The sequence below is a fragment of the Shewanella loihica PV-4 genome (assembly GCF_000016065.1).
Taxonomy (GTDB): Bacteria; Pseudomonadota; Gammaproteobacteria; order Enterobacterales; family Shewanellaceae; genus Shewanella; species Shewanella loihica.
Genome location: NC_009092.1, coordinates 192,866 through 210,554 on the forward strand (window position 1 = coordinate 192,866; position 17,689 = coordinate 210,554).

Here is a 17,689-nt window from a genome sequence, read left to right on the forward strand (position 1 = left end):
TTGCCCGGCTTTTTTATTGCTTCAAATCTATTCTACCCAATCTGCCTTCTCGGCGATCTCCTTAGGGATCGACAGATGCCATTTGGCCACGCCAGACAGGCTGAATCGAAACGCCCCCTTGCTGTCACTAACATAGCCTAAATTGCTGGCCTGCTCGCCGGCTAACAGTCGATTAATCAATTTGGCGGTCAGTAGGCCATGTTCATAGCCGTTAAGCACATAACCGCCTGGGTTGGCATGTCTGCCAACGGTAAAGTCCCAAAAACCGAAATGGGGTACTGGGGAGTGGTCTGCCGTCCAGGCGATCATCTCACTCGGGTCCATATAGTCGCCACCATCTTTGCTTAGTGTGTGATAGAGCCCGGTAAAAACCCCCTGGTAGCCTGCCTTCTTGGCATCTATCACCGCCTGTTGCCACTCCTTGGCCGAATTGGTCAGGGTGAAGGCTATGGTCAGCTTTCCTATCTGTATGGGCTTAAAGTCGGTGCTGATCGGGCTGAAGGCCGCGCGGGAGGTCGCGCTATTATCAGAAAGGATCAGCAGCTTCTTGGTCTCTTTCCCAGGCAGTAGGCAATCGACCAATAGCAGGGAACGTTTGAACAGCGGCCGCTCGAGTATGCCGGTAAACTGCCGATAGCCCTGCAGGCCATGATCTCTGGGGTTAGTATTGAGGCCGAGAAATACAACAGGGGTCTTGGTGGTCGCGATGCGCTCGCTCAGCAGTGAGATGGCGTTGTCGTCGGCGAGAATGATGATGTCTGGCTTGTCGCGTTTAACTGCTTCCCAGGCGTCGTCAGCGCGTTTGACATAGGCATTACGGGGGAGACGCTTGGAGTCCAGATAAATCTCCGTCATCTTGGTGGGCTCGCTAAGGTTTTCCAATATCGCCTGGCGATAGTCTTTCACCCAGGGGTAGCCCTCATGATAGCTGTGAATGAACATCAGCCTGGCGGCCGATGCGGGTAGGCTGGTCCAGAGGAGTAGGAGGCAGACAAGTATGCGCATGGATGGATTTCCCTTAAAGCTTTCACCCCAAAGTCTTTTACATAGTTATAGTCGATCTTGCTCCTAAGTTGTGCACAGGCAATAAAAAAGGCCTCAATTGAGGCCTTTAGCTTTTCACACTAAGAATATGCGGTCTAGTACCCGGTTTTCTGCGTAGAGTCGTATTCTAGTTTCTCGTGGGTCTGGCCCATGGCCTCGGCAACTTCTGGCGGCATGTAGTTTTCGTCATGCTTGGCCAATACTTCGGTCGCTTCCAGCTTACCACCTTCGATCAGTACGCCCTGGGCGACGATACCTTGTCCCTCACGGAAGAGGTCGGGTAATAGATCGTCATAGGTCACCATAACTTCGCCACCGGCGGCGTCATGTACGGCAAACTCAACGTGTAGGCTCTCTGGATCGCGTACTAGTGAACCTACGGTGACCATGCCACCTACACGAATACGTTGACCGATTTCCGGCTTAACACCTGTGTCTTTCTTACCGTGAACGATCTCTGTTGGGGTATAGAAAAGGTTCAAGTTTGAATTGAGCGCATAAAGTAGCAAGGACGCGATGGCGGCTACGCCACCAATCAGGGCGGTTGCTAAGGCGAGTCTTTTCTTACGTCTGGCGTTCACTGTTCTTTACTCCGGTTGGCTTTGAGGCGTTCTTCGCGTTGCATCTTCTTGGATATCTCGGTAAGGATCTTGCGCTTCTGGCGCAGGCTCACCACGATTAAGGTACCCAGTGCGAAGGCGGTTATGCCGTAAGATAGCCACACATAAAAGGCGTAGCCACCCATGTTAAAAAAATCTGCTAATGAATCGAACTGCATTATTTGACTCCTTCAGCTTGCGCGAGTTCCCTGACCCAGGGACGCATACCGTTTCTGGCAAGTATCTCGGCTCTGAAACGAATAAGCGTGATAGCGCCTATCATCAGGCCGAAACCGAAGATGTTGATCAGCAGTGGATATAACATCTCAGGTGCCATAGATGACTTCTCGGTGATCTTGATGGTCGCAGGCTGGTGTAGTGAGTTCCACCACTCTACCGAGTACTTGATGATAGGAATGTTGATCACGCCCACGATGGCCAGAATGCCGGCGGCACGAGCGGCGAGTACCTTATCTTCGAAAGAGGCGTACAGAGAGATCACACCCAGGTAGAGGAACAGCAACACAAGTTCTGATGTCAGGCGAGCGTCCCACACCCACCAGGTGCCCCACATAGGCTTGCCCCAGGCAGCACCCGTGATGAGGGCGATAAAGGTAACGACCGCACCGATAGGCGCAATGGCCGCTGCCGCCCAGTCGGCAGACTTAATCTGCCATACTAGGCCGATAAAGGCCGAGGTTGCCATCGCCATGTAGGCCGACATCGACATAGAAGCCGCGGGTACGTGGATAAAGATGATGCGGTAACTGTCACCCTGCTGGTAATCTACCGGCGCAAACAACAGACCCCAGATAGAACCCACACCAATAAACGCGATTGCAAGCGTCGCAAACCAAGGCAATAGCCTGCCAGAGAGGTTATAGGCTTTTTGAGGGTCTGCGTAAGAATGTAGCCATTTCCACATATTAGTTAGTACTCACTCTTAATGAGGCACCAATTGCAAAAGGTGCCAATATTAACGAACCGACCAGCATAGCGCCTATGATAGCGAGATGGCCGCTGTAGGGTAGATTTAGACCAGCGGCATCGATGGCGCTGGTTGCAAAAATTAGTACAGGTATGTAAAGCGGTAGGATCAACAGGCTCAGCAGCACGCCGCCCTTACGCAGGCCGACGGTAAGCGCGACACCTATGGCGCCCAACAGGCTGAGTACGGGCGTGCCCAGTGCCAGGGTGGCCATCAGTGCGCCATAGCTGTTGGCTTCAAGATGCAGCAGCACGGCCAGTAGCGGGGCAACCAGTATCAGTGGTACGCCGGTCAATATCCAGTGGGCCAGCACTTTTGCCAATACCATGAGTGACAATGGCTGTGGGCTAAGCAGCATCTGTTCCAGGCTACCATCGACGAAGTCCGCCTTAAACAGTCGCTCGAGTGACAACATAGATGCCAGCAGGGCGGCTACCCAGATGATCCCCGGTGCAACGCGAGTCAGTACCTGCGGCTCGGGACCAATGCCCAGTGGGAAGAGGGTGACCACCAGGATAAAAAACAGTAAGGGATTGAAGATGTCACCCTTATGACGAATCGCTATCTTAAGATCGCGTCTAAGCAGGGTGAAAAACGCTTGGGTGAAACTGATACCTTTATTCATTCACTGCACCTTTAAATAAAGCGGTAATCGAGGCGAATCTTACGGAGAATATCGTCACCGATAATGCTCATGTCCTGGTGGGTAGTCATGATGACACAACCGCCGCTTTGAGCATGTTGTAAAAACAGGTGTTCCAATTCTTCGACGCCTTTCTTATCGATTGCAGTAAATGGTTCGTCCAATAGCCAGACCTTACAGTTGGTATGCCAGAGTCGGGCTAGGGCGGTACGACGATGTTGACCCGCCGACAGGTGGCCGGCCAAAGCCTCTTCGAAGCCAGACAGGTTTACCTTAGCGAGGATCTGGTTGGTTTCGAAATCATCATACCCGCTGATTCTTAAATTGAAGTTAAGATTCTCTTCGGCGGTTAACTCGCTTTTTACACCTGCAAGGTGGCCGAGATACAAAAGGTCGTCATTGTATTCGTCGCGGCAGCGGGTAATGTCAGTACCCTTGTACTTGGCTTCGCCCGCATAGGGACGTGACAGGCCGGCGAGGATCCTCAGCAGGCTGGTTTTACCCGCGCCATTAGGGCCTTCGATTTGAACTATCTCACCCGCTTGGATATCAAAGCTCAGCTCGTCGAAGAGAATTCGCTCTTCGCGGATACAAGTCAAGTTATCGGCTGATACCAGTGTTGTTGCTGTTTTTTCTTCTACCACTGAACCCTCTATCTCAAGCCTGATGTAAACATAAGCGATATTAACATAATCCCCTTGAGGGGTTTAGTCTTGCTATCTGATTAGTGTCAGCAATTTGATATGCTTCCAAAAAGTAAAACCTTTTCGTCATTGAGATTGAACTTTTTCAACAATTGCTAATGTATCAGGTAACTCGGGCACCTATAACATGTTGAACCATCAAATTCTGATATTAATCACAAAAAGGTGAGATTTGTTGAAGTTTGATGTATCCTAGGGCCGCTATAGAATAAGTCTGCCCCAGTTTAGGGTGGCATAGAGCTCTGTTAATATTTGCATTAGGAACATTGAACATGAAAAAACTGTTAGCATTGTCTGCAGTGGCTGCATTGACCTTGTCTGCAAACACTTTTGCACAAGAAGGTGAAGCTGTATATAACAAGGCATGCCATGTATGCCACAGTATGGGTGTCGCCGGTGCCCCTAAAGCTCATGATGCAGCTGCATGGGAGCCTCGTTTAGCGAAAGGCCTAGACGCACTACTAGGTAGTGTTAAGACTGGTCTGAACGCTATGCCACCAGGTGGTATGTGCACAGATTGTACCGACGAAGATTACAAGAACGCTATCGAGTTCATGTCTAAGTAATTTGACTTCGTTGAAAAAAGCCGACCTTATGGTCGGTTTTTTTATGCCTGTCGCTAAGTAGTTTTTAATAAAGAGGCTCTCGGAAGAGGCTCTCGCGATCAAGATAGGTGAGCAATAAAAAAGCCGGCTAATGCCGGCTTTTCTGTGCGATACGGAACCTGATTTATTGAATCGGTATTATTGGACCGAGATTACTGAACCAGAGTATCAATCACTAGCTTAGCGGTTGACCCCACGTCCATGGTTTCCAGACGGCCCTGTAGATCGCCAGGCTGCGCCTTAACCGAACCATGCTTAGAGAGCACGGCGATCACTTCAACCTGTTTGGCGTCGCTCAGCTTGATATCGCCGCCCATGCCAGTGCTGTCATCTAAGGTGATAGAGACAGGCAGAGATTTCGCCGATACCTTAGTCGCCGCTAGCGGCACCTTAGGGCCTTGGGTGTTGCGGGCAAAGATAAACAGCATATCGCTACCGCTGACATTCTCTAGCAGCTCGGGTGCGATTGACACATCTATGGTTACCGTCTTACCGGTAGTGGCCTTGGCCTGCTGATGAGTCGCGTCGTTAGGCATCTCGCCAGTTTCGGCTTGCATTCTCATCTTGGCGCTCTCGATGGCATTGATGATGGCGCTACGGTCCACATCGCTTCTGTCGCTATCGAGAATGATCTGCCAGGCATCGATCGCCTTCTTATATTGAGCACTGAAGAAGGCATCCATACCGACAAGCAGTAGGGTTGAAGGATCTTCAGGATCTAATGCCAATGATTGGTCGATAATGGCCTGTACCGCAGGGGTGATTCTTTGGTTGGCCTTGTAGTACATGGCTGTCGCCTTAGGACCAAGCAGCTCGGCGTGGGTACCCACTAGCTCCATCGCCTTGTCGAATGCTTTTACCGCATCATCATAACGGTTGGCGCTGATGTAGGCATGGCCAAGGCTAAACAGCAGCTGGCTGTTTTCCGGCTCGGCTTGCAGCTGTGATTCCATCATCTGAATGCGCTGGGTCATGATCTGGGCGGCATCCATTCCTGCGTGTGGATTGTCGGGAACCGCCTTGTCTAGGTTGGCATACGCACCTAGGTTGGCATAGAAGTAGCCAGAAACACCTAATACCACCACAGACATCAATGTTGGCCAGAGTAGGCTCTTAGGCTTGATCTGACCGACCAGAGATTCATCTTCACCTTGCTTCATGTCCTGAAGCAGGCTGATCTCGAGTTCTTTCTTTAGCGCGTTAAACTCATCTTGATCCAGCAGCTCATCCTCAAGTTCCTTCTCTAGGGTCGCTAGGCGATTGTTAAAAAGTTCGAGGTTGGTGGCCTTACGCACACCGGCTTCTTCGGCCTGCAGCATCTTTTGCTGGCGGAAGTGTGGAAACCAAATCAGCACAAGGCTGACTAATACAAAAAGCGCAATAAAAATCCAGAGTGTGGTCATTATTTCTTTTTCACATTAGTTGCAGGAATGCGGGAATGCCGCGCGATATAGGGATCAGATTATACGGAAAGATTATTCATTGAACAGTAATATAAGGGTTTCCAGCCGTTAAATACTGATACTTTTGCACTGGTTCACAGTTCGATTCTATTTTCAAAAATTGGCTGAAACTTAAGTTTCAAACAAGGGTCAGAGCATAAAATCTGCCAGTTTATAACAATTGTAACCCTGCGTTTCTGTTCGCAAGAATGAGACAGGTCACCCAGAATTGTGCGAAAGAGGCAGACAGATACAATAGCAAATACTAAAATGACTCAAATTTTGTACCTTGAGTAGTGTGAATTGCAAACTCTGGTGAATTAGGTGAAGCTAATGCTTCAACTGGTTCTCATATAGGACTGAGGAAACCCCATGATCCCTGAATTAGGACACTTTTCGTTGATAATAGGATTGGCATTCGCCTTTCTATTGGCCAGCGTTCCCTTAATCGGTGTTGCTCGCAAAGATCAATATCTGGTGCGTTATGCCTGGCCGTTGAGTTACGGCATGTTTTTCTTTATCGCTCTCTCCGTGATCGTCCTGGGTTATAGCTTTGCCGTCGACGATTTCTCTGTAGCCTATGTTGCACACCACTCAAACTCTCAGCTGCCGATCTTCTTCAAGATCGCCGCGGTATGGGGTGGTCACGAAGGTTCATTACTCTTCTGGGTGTTTGCCCTGTCTGTCTGGACGGCATCGGTTGCCTTCTTCAGTAAGGGGTTAGAAGAGGTCTTCACCGCTCGCGTACTCGCTATTCTGGCGATGATAGTGATCGGCTTCTGTCTCTTCATGCTGCTGACTTCGAGTCCATTTGAGCGTCTGTTCCCGATTCCTATGGAGGGACGCGACCTTAACCCAATGCTGCAGGACGTGGGACTCATCTTTCACCCACCTATGCTGTACCTGGGCTATGTTGGTTTCTCGGTGAGCTTTGCCTTCGCCATCGCCGCGCTCATGGGCGGACGTCTCGATTCCGCCTGGGCACGTTGGAGTCGTCCTTGGACGCTTGCGGCCTGGATCTTCCTGACCGGCGGTATCTCGCTCGGTTCTTGGTGGGCATATTACGAGCTAGGCTGGGGCGGCTGGTGGTTCTGGGATCCCGTCGAAAACGCGTCATTCATGCCTTGGTTGATCGGTACCGCACTGCTGCACTCAGTGATCGTGACCGAGAAGCGTGCAACCTTCCGTAACTGGACGGTACTGCTTTCTATATTCGCATTCTCGCTGAGTCTGCTAGGCACCTTTATCGTGCGTTCAGGCGTACTGACTTCGGTGCACTCATTCGCGGCGGATCCTAGCCGTGGTATGTTCATCCTCTTGCTGCTGGGTCTCGCCATCGGCGGCTCACTGACGCTGTTTGCCTTCCGCGCAAGCGACATGAAGAGCCCTGCGCGTTTCGAGCTGATGTCGAAAGAAACCATGCTGCTGGTAGGTAACATCCTCCTTACCGTAGCTTGTGGTACCGTGCTGCTGGGCACACTCTACCCACTGCTGATCGATGCCCTTAACATGGGTAAGATCTCTGTAGGCCCACCATACTTCAACGCGGTATTCGTGCCGATTGCACTCGTGCTGTTTGCCTTCATGGGTATTGGCCCTAGCATCCGCTGGAAGCGCGCTAAGGCAGGTGAACTCAGGGCCAAGCTGCTGGTGCCTGCCATCGTCTCTGCCGTTATCGGTGTGGCGACGCCTTTCCTGGTGGACGGCAAGTTTAATGCTTGGGTGATGTTCGGTATTGGCCTGGCCGCTTGGGTAACAGTTGCTACGCTGCGCGCCGCCTACGACATCATGCAGTCTAAAGATGGCCTGAGCCTGGCGCGTATGGGGCGCAGTCAGCTAGGTATGATCATCGCTCACTTAGGTATCGCCGTCTCTGTGGTCGGCGCGACTATGGTGTCTAACTACTCGATCGAGAAGAGTGTTCGCATGGGCCCTGGTATCACCCAGGAACTGGCGGGCTATAGCTTCCACTACATCGAGACCAAGAATGTCGTCGGTCCTAACTATACCGCCCAGCAGGGTCAGGTCGAAGTGACCAAAGACGGTGAGTTCATTACTCTGCTTAAACCTGATCGTCGTCAGTACAACGTACGTACCATGGACATGACAGAGGCGGGCATCGATTGGGGACTGTTCCGCGATCTCTATATCACCATGGGCGATCCAATCAGCCGCACCGAGTTTGCCGTGCGTCTGAACTACAAGCCATTCGTGCGCTGGTTATGGTTCGGTAGCATCTTCATGATGGTAGGTGGTCTGTTCGCCGCGTCTGATAAGCGTTACCGCAGAGCCAAGGCGACCGAAACTGCCGGTGAAAAAGCCAAACAAGCAAAATTAGCAACCGCATAACTTGAATTGGGGCAAGTATGAAGAAAAGGCTAGTATTATTTATTCCTTTGATTCTGTTTTTGGTGATGGGAGTGTTCCTCTATAAGGGACTCTTCCTGAATCCACAGCAGCTGGACTCTGCACTAGAAGGAAAGCCGATACCGGCTTTCCAACTGCAAAAGCTTGAAGATGCCAACGAGATCATTACCAATGACAGCATCAAGGGTCAGGTCTCACTGCTGAACGTATGGGCCACCTGGTGTCCGTCATGTAAGTATGAGCATCCTTATTTGATGCGCTTGGCCAGACAGAACATCTTGCCTATCTATGGCATCAACTATCGTGACGAGCGTGCCATGGCGATCCGTGAGCTGAGCCGCGAGGGCGATCCTTACACCAAGAATATCTTTGACCATGACGGACGTTTAGGTCTGGATCTTGGGGTGTACGGTGCGCCCGAGAGCTATCTGGTGGATCACAACGGTATCATCCGCTTCCGTTACGCCGGTCCTATCGATATGCGTGTCTGGAATGAGACACTCTATCCCATGATTCAAGAGTTACAGGCACAGGCTAAAGCTGAGGGAGCATCTTAATGAAGACCTTAGTCGGGTTTATTACCGCAATACTGTTATCTTTCTCGCTGGTGGGCGCCGCGATGGCGACCCCAGTGGATACCTATGAGTTTAAGTCGGTAGATAACCAGAAACGAGCCCTCGAACTGGCTCACTCGCTGCGTTGTCCTCAGTGTCAAAACCAGAACCTGATCGATTCCAATTCACCTGTGGCGCAAGATCTGCGACTCGAAGTCTATCAAATGGTCGATGCCGGTAAGGGCGACGAAGAGATTATCGAGTTCATGACTAGCCGTTACGGTGAGTTCGTCCTCTATAAGCCACGCATGGAAGCCAAGACTTACATCCTATGGCTAGGGCCAATCGCGCTATTGCTGGTGGGCTTAGTGATCGGCTTTATCTTCGTTAGACAGCAGCGAATCAGCAATGCCGTCGAACAGGAGATCAGCGCCGAGGAGCAAGCCGAGTTGGATAGACTGCTCAAGCGAGACGATAAATGAAGTCAAAGTTAGCCACGGCGCTGCTGTCGGCGGCTCTCGCCTTAGGCGGATATGCCGCCAGCGTGCAAGCCTATCCCGGCATGCAGAAGAAGCAAGGCGGTGAGGTGCAGTCGAGTGTCGATCTGATCAACGTGCTGCCAAAAGCCTATCCGATAGATCCTGTGCCCTTTAAGGATGCCCAGGGTAAGGCGATCGACTTCAGTCAGTATCGCGGTCAGGTAGTGATGGTCAACATGTGGGCCACCTGGTGTCCCCCTTGTGTGCGTGAGCTGCCGGCCATAGATCGCTTCAAAGGCAAGTTCGATCCTAAACAGTTTCGCGTGCTGCCGATATCGATCGATATGAATGGCAAGGAGAAGGTCGAACCCTTCCTCGCCTCTCTGGGGATGGATAAGTTCGAGACTTATTATGATCCACAGCAGCAGCTGGGTCAGGTGTTCCCCCTAGATACAATACCGGCGACCTTTATTCTCAATCAGCAGGGCGAATTGATCGCCTTCGTCAGAACGTTTGTCGACTGGGATGATGAGAAAGCGGTGAAATTGATCGAGAGCTTTATCGCGTCAGAGACTCAAAAACAGTAAAACACGGCAATATTGGCCGTAAATCATACGAAAAAGATCGCAATTGCCTAAAAGATCGGCATGCGATCTTTTTTTTGTAAAAAGCCCTTGCGCAAAAGATTTGGCTCCCTATAATGCGCTCCCACTGACACGGCAAACGGCGCTACTTACCAAGTGAGTAAGTAACGAATGTCGAGTCAAGGCGATAAGCGGTTCGAGTTTTTAAGCCGGTAGTTACAACGCGAAAGCACAGTAATTAACCACTTAAAAATCTTTTGAAAAAAGCGCTTGACGCCGACAGGGAGAAGCGTAGAATACGCAGCCCTAGCCCGCTGGAGTCCAGTATGAGGCAAACGTTCTTTAACAAGATAAAACAAGAAATCTGTGTGGACACTCACAGGTATTGAGTTAATCGAAAACGATTTAAATCTCAATGCAACGATGAGAGTCCATAGCAATATGTACAAACATGTAGATGATTCTTCCGAGTCATTTGTGTGAATCAGAATTCATTGAGTCGGACTTAGGTCCACAAAAACTTTTAATTGAAGAGTTTGATCATGGCTCAGATTGAACGCTGGCGGCAGGCCTAACACATGCAAGTCGAGCGGTAACATTTCAAAAGCTTGCTTTTGAAGATGACGAGCGGCGGACGGGTGAGTAATGCCTAGGGAACTGCCCAGTCGAGGGGGATAACAGTTGGAAACGACTGCTAATACCGCATACGCCCTACGGGGGAAAAGAGGGGATCTTCGGACCTTCTGCGATTGGATGTACCTAGGTGGGATTAGCTAGTAGGTGAGGTAATGGCTCACCTAGGCGACGATCCCTAGCTGTTCTGAGAGGATGATCAGCCACACTGGGACTGAGACACGGCCCAGACTCCTACGGGAGGCAGCAGTGGGGAATATTGCACAATGGGCGCAAGCCTGATGCAGCCATGCCGCGTGTGTGAAGAAGGCCTTCGGGTTGTAAAGCACTTTCAGCGAGGAGGAAAGGTTAACGGTTAATACCCGTTAGCTGTGACGTTACTCGCAGAAGAAGCACCGGCTAACTTCGTGCCAGCAGCCGCGGTAATACGAGGGGTGCAAGCGTTAATCGGAATTACTGGGCGTAAAGCGTACGCAGGCGGTTGATTAAGCGAGATGTGAAAGCCCCGGGCTTAACCTGGGAACTGCATTTCGAACTGGTCAACTAGAGTCTTGTAGAGGGGGGTAGAATTTCAGGTGTAGCGGTGAAATGCGTAGAGATCTGAAGGAATACCGGTGGCGAAGGCGGCCCCCTGGACAAAGACTGACGCTCAGGTACGAAAGCGTGGGGAGCAAACAGGATTAGATACCCTGGTAGTCCACGCCGTAAACGATGTCTACTCGGAATTTGGTGTCTTGAACACTGGGTTCTCAAGCTAACGCATTAAGTAGACCGCCTGGGGAGTACGGCCGCAAGGTTAAAACTCAAATGAATTGACGGGGGCCCGCACAAGCGGTGGAGCATGTGGTTTAATTCGATGCAACGCGAAGAACCTTACCTACTCTTGACATCCAGAGAACTTTTCAGAGATGAATTGGTGCCTTCGGGAACTCTGAGACAGGTGCTGCATGGCTGTCGTCAGCTCGTGTTGTGAAATGTTGGGTTAAGTCCCGCAACGAGCGCAACCCTTATCCTTACTTGCCAGCGGGTAATGCCGGGAACTTTAGGGAGACTGCCGGTGATAAACCGGAGGAAGGTGGGGACGACGTCAAGTCATCATGGCCCTTACGAGTAGGGCTACACACGTGCTACAATGGTCGGTACAGAGGGTTGCGAAGCCGCGAGGTGGAGCTAATCTCACAAAGCCGGTCGTAGTCCGGATTGGAGTCTGCAACTCGACTCCATGAAGTCGGAATCGCTAGTAATCGTGGATCAGAATGCCACGGTGAATACGTTCCCGGGCCTTGTACACACCGCCCGTCACACCATGGGAGTGGGCTGCACCAGAAGTAGATAGCTTAACCTTCGGGAGGGCGTTTACCACGGTGTGGTTCATGACTGGGGTGAAGTCGTAACAAGGTAGCCCTAGGGGAACCTGGGGCTGGATCACCTCCTTACCTATACGATTGACTGATATTTGTTGAGTGTTCACACAGATAACTTGTTCTTGTTAGAGCGAGTGGCACGTCCGAGCGACGATGCTTGTTCTTTAAAAATTTGGAAAGCTGATAGTAATAATCGAAAGATTATTGCGAAAAATAATTGAGTTCTCAAAACACACTTTAATCAAGTGACTTGAGTATTCTTTTGGCGAAAGTAGAAACCGTTAGTTGCGATGCGACTCAGATGAAACTCATTTGGGTTGTATGGTTAAGTGACTAAGCGTATACGGTGGATGCCTTGGCAGTCAGAGGCGATGAAGGACGTAGTAACTTGCGAAAAGCGTTGGCGAGCTAGTAACAAGCATTTGAGCTAACGATGTCCGAATGGGGAAACCCGGCACCATAAGGTGTCATCACTAAGTGAATACATAGCTTAGTGAGGCGAACGAGGGGAACTGAAACATCTAAGTACCCTTAGGAAAAGAAATCAACCGAGATTCCCCTAGTAGCGGCGAGCGAACGGGGATTAGCCCTTAAGCCTAGAGGGTGTTAGTGGAATGTGTTGGAAAGCACAGCGATACAGGGTGATAGCCCCGTACATGAAAACTAACTTTAGGTGAAAACGAGTAGGACGGGACACGTGATATCTTGTTCGAATATGGGGGGACCATCCTCCAAGGCTAAATACTCCTGACTGACCGATAGTGAACCAGTACCGTGAGGGAAAGGCGAAAAGAACCCCTGTGAGGGGAGTGAAATAGAACCTGAAACCGTATACGTACAAGCAGTGGGAGCGGTTCTTGAGACCGTGACTGCGTACCTTTTGTATAATGGGTCAGCGACTTACATTTTGTAGCGAGGTTAAGCGAATAGCGGAGCCGTAGGGAAACCGAGTGTTAACTGCGCGTTTAGTTGCAAGGTGTAGACCCGAAACCCGGTGATCTAGCCATGGGCAGGTTGAAGGTTGAGTAACATCAACTGGAGGACCGAACACACGTATGTTGAAAAATGCGGTGATGACTTGTGGCTGGGGGTGAAAGGCCAATCAAACCGGGAGATATCTGGTTCTCCTCGAAAGCTATTTAGGTAGCGCCTCGAGCGAATACCATTGGGGGTAGAGCACTGTTAAGGCTAGGGGGTCATCCCGACTTACCAACCCTTTGCAAACTCCGAATACCAATGAGTACTACTCGGGAGACACACGGCGGGTGCTAACGTCCGTCGTGAAAAGGGAAACAACCCAGACCATCAGCTAAGGTCCCAAAGTTATTGCTAAGTGGGAAACGATGTGGGAAGGCTTAGACAGCTAGGATGTTGGCTTAGAAGCAGCCATCATTTAAAGAAAGCGTAATAGCTCACTAGTCGAGTCGGCCTGCGCGGAAGATATAACGGGGCTAAGCAATACACCGAAGCTATGGGTACTAGCGCTTGCGCTGGTGCGGTAGAGGAGCGTTCTGTAAGCCGTTGAAGGTGAAGGGGTAACCCACGCTGGAGGTATCAGAAGTGCGAATGCTGACATGAGTAACGATAAAGGGGGTGAAAAACCTCCTCGCCGAAAGACCAAGGGTTCCTGTCCAACGTTAATCGGGGCAGGGTGAGTCGACCCCTAAGGCGAGGCCGAAAGGCGTAGTCGATGGGAAACGGGTTAATATTCCCGTACTTCTGCTAACTGCGATGGAGAGACGGAGAAGGCTAGGCTAGCGCGGCGTTGGTTGTCCGCGTTTAAGGCTGTAGGTAGGGTGCTTAGGCAAATCCGGGCACCTAATACTGAGAGTTGATGACGAGTCACTACGGTGATGAAGTAGTTGATGCCATGCTTCCAGGAAAATCTTCTAAGCTTCAGGTTAGTAGGAATCGTACCCCAAACCGACACAGGTGGTCGGGTAGAGAATACCAAGGCGCTTGAGAGAACTCGGCTGAAGGAACTAGGCAAAATGGTACCGTAACTTCGGGAGAAGGTACGCTCCTGTTGGTGATGAGACTTGCTCTCTAAGCTGACGGGAGTCGCAGATACCAGGTGGCTGCAACTGTTTATCAAAAACACAGCACTGTGCAAAATCGCAAGATGACGTATACGGTGTGACGCCTGCCCGGTGCCGGAAGGTTAATTGATTGGGTTATCTTCGGAGAAGCTCATGATCGAAGCCCCGGTAAACGGCGGCCGTAACTATAACGGTCCTAAGGTAGCGAAATTCCTTGTCGGGTAAGTTCCGACCTGCACGAATGGCGTAATGATGGCCACGCTGTCTCCAGCCGAGACTCAGTGAAGTTGAAATTGCGGTGAAGATGCCGTATACCCGCGGCTAGACGGAAAGACCCCGTGAACCTTTACTATAGCTTGGCACTGAACATTGACCCTACATGTGTAGGATAGGTGGGAGACTTTGAAGCGGGAACGCCAGTTCTCGTGGAGTCATCCTTGAAATACCACCCTTGTAGTGTTGATGTTCTAACTCTGGCCCCTGAATCGGGGTTGAGGACAGTGCCTGGTGGGTAGTTTGACTGGGGCGGTCTCCTCCCAAAGAGTAACGGAGGAGCACGAAGGTTGGCTAAGTACGGTCGGACATCGTACGGTTAGTGCAATGGCATAAGCCAGCTTAACTGCGAGACATACACGTCGAGCAGGTGCGAAAGCAGGTCATAGTGATCCGGTGGTTCTGAATGGAAGGGCCATCGCTCAACGGATAAAAGGTACTCCGGGGATAACAGGCTGATACCGCCCAAGAGTTCATATCGACGGCGGTGTTTGGCACCTCGATGTCGGCTCATCACATCCTGGGGCTGAAGTCGGTCCCAAGGGTATGGCTGTTCGCCATTTAAAGTGGTACGCGAGCTGGGTTCAGAACGTCGTGAGACAGTTCGGTCCCTATCTGCCGTGGGCGTTGGATGATTGAAGGGAGCTGCTCCTAGTACGAGAGGACCGGAGTGGACGAACCGCTGGTGTTCGGGTTGTCATGCCAATGGCATTGCCCGGTAGCTACGTTCGGAATCGATAACCGCTGAAAGCATCTAAGCGGGAAGCGAGCCCTAAGATGAGTCATCCCTAGACCTTTAAGGTCTCTAAAGAGCCGTCCGAGACTAGGACGTTGATAGGCAGGGTGTGTAAGCGTTGTGAGGCGTTGAGCTAACCTGTACTAATGACTCGTGAGGCTTAACCATACAACCCAAAAGGGTTTCGTACGATGGTTTTACGTGATCAAAAGAATACAAAAGTACTTGATTGAAGTGCGAACTCAAGCAGCTTTCTAAATTTCCAAATTTGTCTGGAAACCATAGCATTGTGGTCCCACCTGATCCCATCCCGAACTCAGAAGTGAAACGCAATCGCGCCGATGGTAGTGTGGGGTCTCCCCATGTGAGAGTAGGTCATTTCCAGGCGCCTAATTTAGTATCCCGCGTAAGCGTGTTACTAAAGGAGCGGTAGTTCAGTTGGTTAGAATACCGGCCTGTCACGCCGGGGGTCGCGGGTTCGAGTCCCGTCCGCTCCGCCAACATTAAGATGAAAGCCCTAGCAGCAATGCTAGGGCTTTTTTCGTTTCTGTCTTTTCAAAATCTTCATGCACTAAGCCATAGGAATATAGTCTCTCATCGCCTATCTGCATTTCTCGCTTGTGATGGTGGCCGAGATCGCTGGTCCGCCGCTGCCATCTGCCTTTTGTGGTGTGTATTGGTATTTGAGCTCTTCAAAATTTAGGGTGATGTTCTCGGTGAGGCGATCTTCTCCGCCAGAGCCGCCGGTAGACAGGCTAGAGACCCATACGTCGCGTAATTCGATCACTATATATTCAAGAGGTGTGCCACCCGCCTTGCGCACCGTCAGCGTCGCTCTAGGGTATTGCATGTGGCTCATCTGGTTCATGAGGAGTTGGGGTGAGGCGCTATCCACATACTTGGTCACACTGATATCTTGAATGCAGGTGCGTCGCATATCGCTGCTTGCTCCCCAAGACCAGGCGAGCACATCGATCTCGTTGCGGTGCTGCGCGTCCAGGCTCTCGCCATCGACGCCATCTATCTTGAGAAACATATCCGTAGCCGCGTTCAGCGTGAAGGAGCTGAGCGCTAATAGGCCCATGGCCGCGAGTTTATACATGATCATTCTACCTATTGCCGAGTTGGATTAAGTGTTTATTGAGTCTAGTTTGCATTTAGAGATGAGTTCGTTTTTGCTTAGAACTAAAGAATCTGTAAACACCGCATAACGCCCAATAGCATGAATATCGAGCTAGCCGCCAGTTTGTCTATTGCTATTCCACGCGGCCTTACCTACCTTATGCCCAAGTGAAATGGCTTAGTTTCAAGGGATGGATATGAAAATAGAAATGATCTGCACCGGTGAAGAGGTGTTATCCGGACAGATAGTCGATACCAATGCGGCATGGGCGGCAAATGCCTTGATGGACCATGGCATAGAGATGCAGCAGCGGATCACGGTAGGCGATAGATTGGACGATCTGGTCGAGGTGTTTCGTCAGCGTAGCGAGCACGCCGATGTCATCCTGGTCAATGGCGGACTCGGCCCGACAAGCGATGATATGTCTTCCGAGGCGATGGCCATTGCCAAGGGCGAGCCCCTGGTCGAGTGCACCCTGTGGCGGGAGCGTATTCAAGAGTGGTTTACCCGTAACGGTCGACACATGCCAGAAAGCAATCTCAAACAGGCGATGTTACCCGCGTCGGCCATCATGGTGGACAATCCTGTGGGCACGGCCTGTGGCTTTCGTGTGAAGCTCAATCGTGCCTGGCTCTTCTTTACTCCCGGTGTGCCTTTTGAGTTTAAGAAGATGGTGACCGAACAGTTCATTCCTTTTGTGGAGCAGATCGCCGATAGCCATATCGAAGTCGAGGTGCAGAAGCTACTGACCATAGGTCAGGGGGAGTCGGCACTGGCCGATAAGCTAGAGGGCATGCCTTTACCGGATGGCATGACCTTGGGCTATCGCTCTTTCATGCCCTATATCGAGATCAAGTTGTTTGCCCGGGGGGAAGCAGCTATCGGCGAATTAGACAGGGTGAAGGCTGAGGTGCTCACTCGTCTAGGCGATGCGGTCGTCGGCCACAACGTTGCTTCACTGGCACAGGTGATCCATAACGGGCTGCTGGCTTCGGGTAAGCGTTTGAGTATTGCCGAGTCCTGTACCGGCGGCATGATCGCTAACAACCTGGTGGCCTTTGCCGGCAGCTCCAATTACCTGGATCAGGGACTGGTGACCTATAGCAACGAGTCTAAGGTACGCGTGTTAGGGGTTAAACCTGCGACTCTGGATGACCATGGGGCGGTCTCTATCGCCACGGTTGAGGAGATGGCCAAGGGCGCCAGAGGCCTGCTGGATAGCGACTATGCGCTGGCGACCAGTGGCATTGCCGGGCCCGATGGTGGCAGTGAGGCAAAGCCGGTTGGCACTGTGGCGATCGCCCTGGCGACTCGGCAAGGTGTCTATAGCCAGATGCTTAAGTTCCCGGCGCGTTCCCGCGAGCTGGTGCGGCAGCTGAGCACGGCTGTTGCCTTGGATATGCTAAGGCGTGAGCTGCAGGAGTCTCCCGTTCTGGTGGACTATTCCTCTTATCCGCGATTCGCAAGATAGACTAGATAAGGCGCCAAGCATAATGGCGCCTTAAATAGAGT

The 17,689-nt window shown here is 51.2% G+C and carries 14 protein-coding genes, 1 tRNA gene and 3 rRNA genes; 10 read left to right on the plus strand and 8 right to left on the minus strand.

Translation table 11 applies throughout. The annotated features are described in order from the left end of the window. Positions 1–27: 27 nt before the first annotated feature. The 6 genes from SHEW_RS00955 to ccmA form a co-directional block, all read right to left on the minus strand. Entirely contained in the window at positions 28–1,005 is a 978-nt protein-coding gene (locus SHEW_RS00955; protein WP_011863992.1) for an ABC transporter substrate-binding protein, read from the minus strand. A gap of 134 nt (positions 1,006–1,139) precedes the next feature. Continuing rightward, positions 1,140–1,625 (minus strand): cytochrome c maturation protein CcmE, encoded by a 486-nt coding sequence (gene ccmE / locus SHEW_RS00960; protein WP_011863993.1) that lies wholly within the window; start codon positions 1,623–1,625, stop codon positions 1,140–1,142. Further along, a complete protein-coding gene (ccmD, locus tag SHEW_RS00965; RefSeq protein WP_011863994.1) occupies positions 1,622–1,822 on the minus strand; it encodes a heme exporter protein CcmD in 201 nt (66 codons plus the stop codon). Before ccmD ends, ccmE begins: the two co-directional genes overlap by 4 nt. Beyond that, positions 1,822–2,568 (minus strand): heme ABC transporter permease, encoded by a 747-nt coding sequence (locus SHEW_RS00970; RefSeq protein ID WP_011863995.1) that lies wholly within the window; start codon positions 2,566–2,568, stop codon positions 1,822–1,824. The genes ccmD and SHEW_RS00970 overlap by 1 nt, the downstream gene beginning before the upstream one ends. Before the next feature lies 1 nt (position 2,569). Further along, positions 2,570–3,256 carry a heme exporter protein CcmB gene (gene ccmB / locus SHEW_RS00975; protein ID WP_011863996.1) on the minus strand — a complete coding sequence of 229 codons (687 nt, stop codon included), beginning with the start codon at positions 3,254–3,256 and terminating at the stop codon, positions 2,570–2,572. An 11-nt stretch (positions 3,257–3,267) separates the two neighbouring features. Continuing rightward, on the minus strand, positions 3,268–3,918 hold the full coding sequence (gene ccmA, locus SHEW_RS00980) for a cytochrome c biogenesis heme-transporting ATPase CcmA (protein WP_011863997.1): 651 nt from the start codon (positions 3,916–3,918) through the stop codon (positions 3,268–3,270). A gap of 332 nt (positions 3,919–4,250) precedes the next feature. Between ccmA and SHEW_RS00985 the strand changes: the two genes are divergently transcribed. After that, positions 4,251–4,544, plus strand: coding sequence for a c-type cytochrome (locus SHEW_RS00985; protein WP_011863998.1), 294 nt, complete (start codon positions 4,251–4,253; stop codon positions 4,542–4,544). A 191-nt stretch (positions 4,545–4,735) separates the two neighbouring features. Here the strand turns inward: SHEW_RS00985 and ccmI are convergent, their stop codons facing one another. Further along, complete coding sequence (gene ccmI / locus SHEW_RS00990) at positions 4,736–5,986, minus strand: c-type cytochrome biogenesis protein CcmI (protein ID WP_011863999.1); 1,251 nt, start codon at positions 5,984–5,986, stop codon at positions 4,736–4,738. A gap of 411 nt (positions 5,987–6,397) precedes the next feature. Here ccmI and SHEW_RS00995 point away from each other — a divergent pair, with 411 nt between their 5' ends. From SHEW_RS00995 to SHEW_RS01030, 8 genes are all read left to right on the plus strand, one after another. Continuing rightward, the gene (locus SHEW_RS00995) at positions 6,398–8,374 is read left to right on the plus strand and encodes a heme lyase CcmF/NrfE family subunit (protein WP_011864000.1); all 1,977 of its coding nucleotides are present in this window, start codon (positions 6,398–6,400) and stop codon (positions 8,372–8,374) included. 17 nt (positions 8,375–8,391) lie between these two features. Then, on the plus strand, positions 8,392–8,949 hold the full coding sequence (locus SHEW_RS01000; protein ID WP_011864001.1) for a DsbE family thiol:disulfide interchange protein: 558 nt from the start codon (positions 8,392–8,394) through the stop codon (positions 8,947–8,949). Continuing rightward, positions 8,949–9,428, plus strand: a complete 480-nt coding sequence (gene nrfF, locus SHEW_RS01005) for a heme lyase NrfEFG subunit NrfF (RefSeq protein ID WP_011864002.1) — start codon at positions 8,949–8,951, stop codon at positions 9,426–9,428. Before SHEW_RS01000 ends, nrfF begins: the two co-directional genes overlap by 1 nt. Next, positions 9,425–10,012, plus strand: a complete 588-nt coding sequence (locus SHEW_RS01010) for a TlpA disulfide reductase family protein (protein ID WP_011864003.1) — start codon at positions 9,425–9,427, stop codon at positions 10,010–10,012. The genes nrfF and SHEW_RS01010 overlap by 4 nt, the downstream gene beginning before the upstream one ends. Positions 10,013–10,533: 521 nt before the next feature. Beyond that, a 16S ribosomal RNA gene (locus tag SHEW_RS01015) occupies positions 10,534–12,078 on the plus strand. A gap of 251 nt (positions 12,079–12,329) precedes the next feature. Beyond that, positions 12,330–15,222 (plus strand): 23S ribosomal RNA (locus SHEW_RS01020). Positions 15,223–15,325: 103 nt separating this feature from the next. Then, positions 15,326–15,441, plus strand: a 5S ribosomal RNA gene (gene rrf, locus SHEW_RS01025). The 16S, 23S and 5S rRNA genes sit together here with 1 tRNA gene alongside, the layout of an rRNA operon. Before the next feature lie 36 nt (positions 15,442–15,477). Continuing rightward, positions 15,478–15,554: transfer RNA gene (locus SHEW_RS01030), tRNA-Asp, on the plus strand. Between the two features lie 101 nt (positions 15,555–15,655). Here SHEW_RS01030 and SHEW_RS01035 read toward each other — a convergent pair. Continuing rightward, positions 15,656–16,156: an Hcp family type VI secretion system effector gene (locus tag SHEW_RS01035; protein ID WP_011864004.1), complete on the minus strand. Its 501-nt coding sequence runs from the start codon at positions 16,154–16,156 to the stop codon at positions 15,656–15,658. Positions 16,157–16,373: 217 nt separating this feature from the next. On the opposite strand from SHEW_RS01035, the gene SHEW_RS01040 reads away from it, so the two are divergent. Further along, positions 16,374–17,648 carry a CinA family nicotinamide mononucleotide deamidase-related protein gene (locus SHEW_RS01040; protein ID WP_011864005.1) on the plus strand — a complete coding sequence of 425 codons (1,275 nt, stop codon included), beginning with the start codon at positions 16,374–16,376 and terminating at the stop codon, positions 17,646–17,648. Positions 17,649–17,689 lie beyond the last annotated feature (41 nt).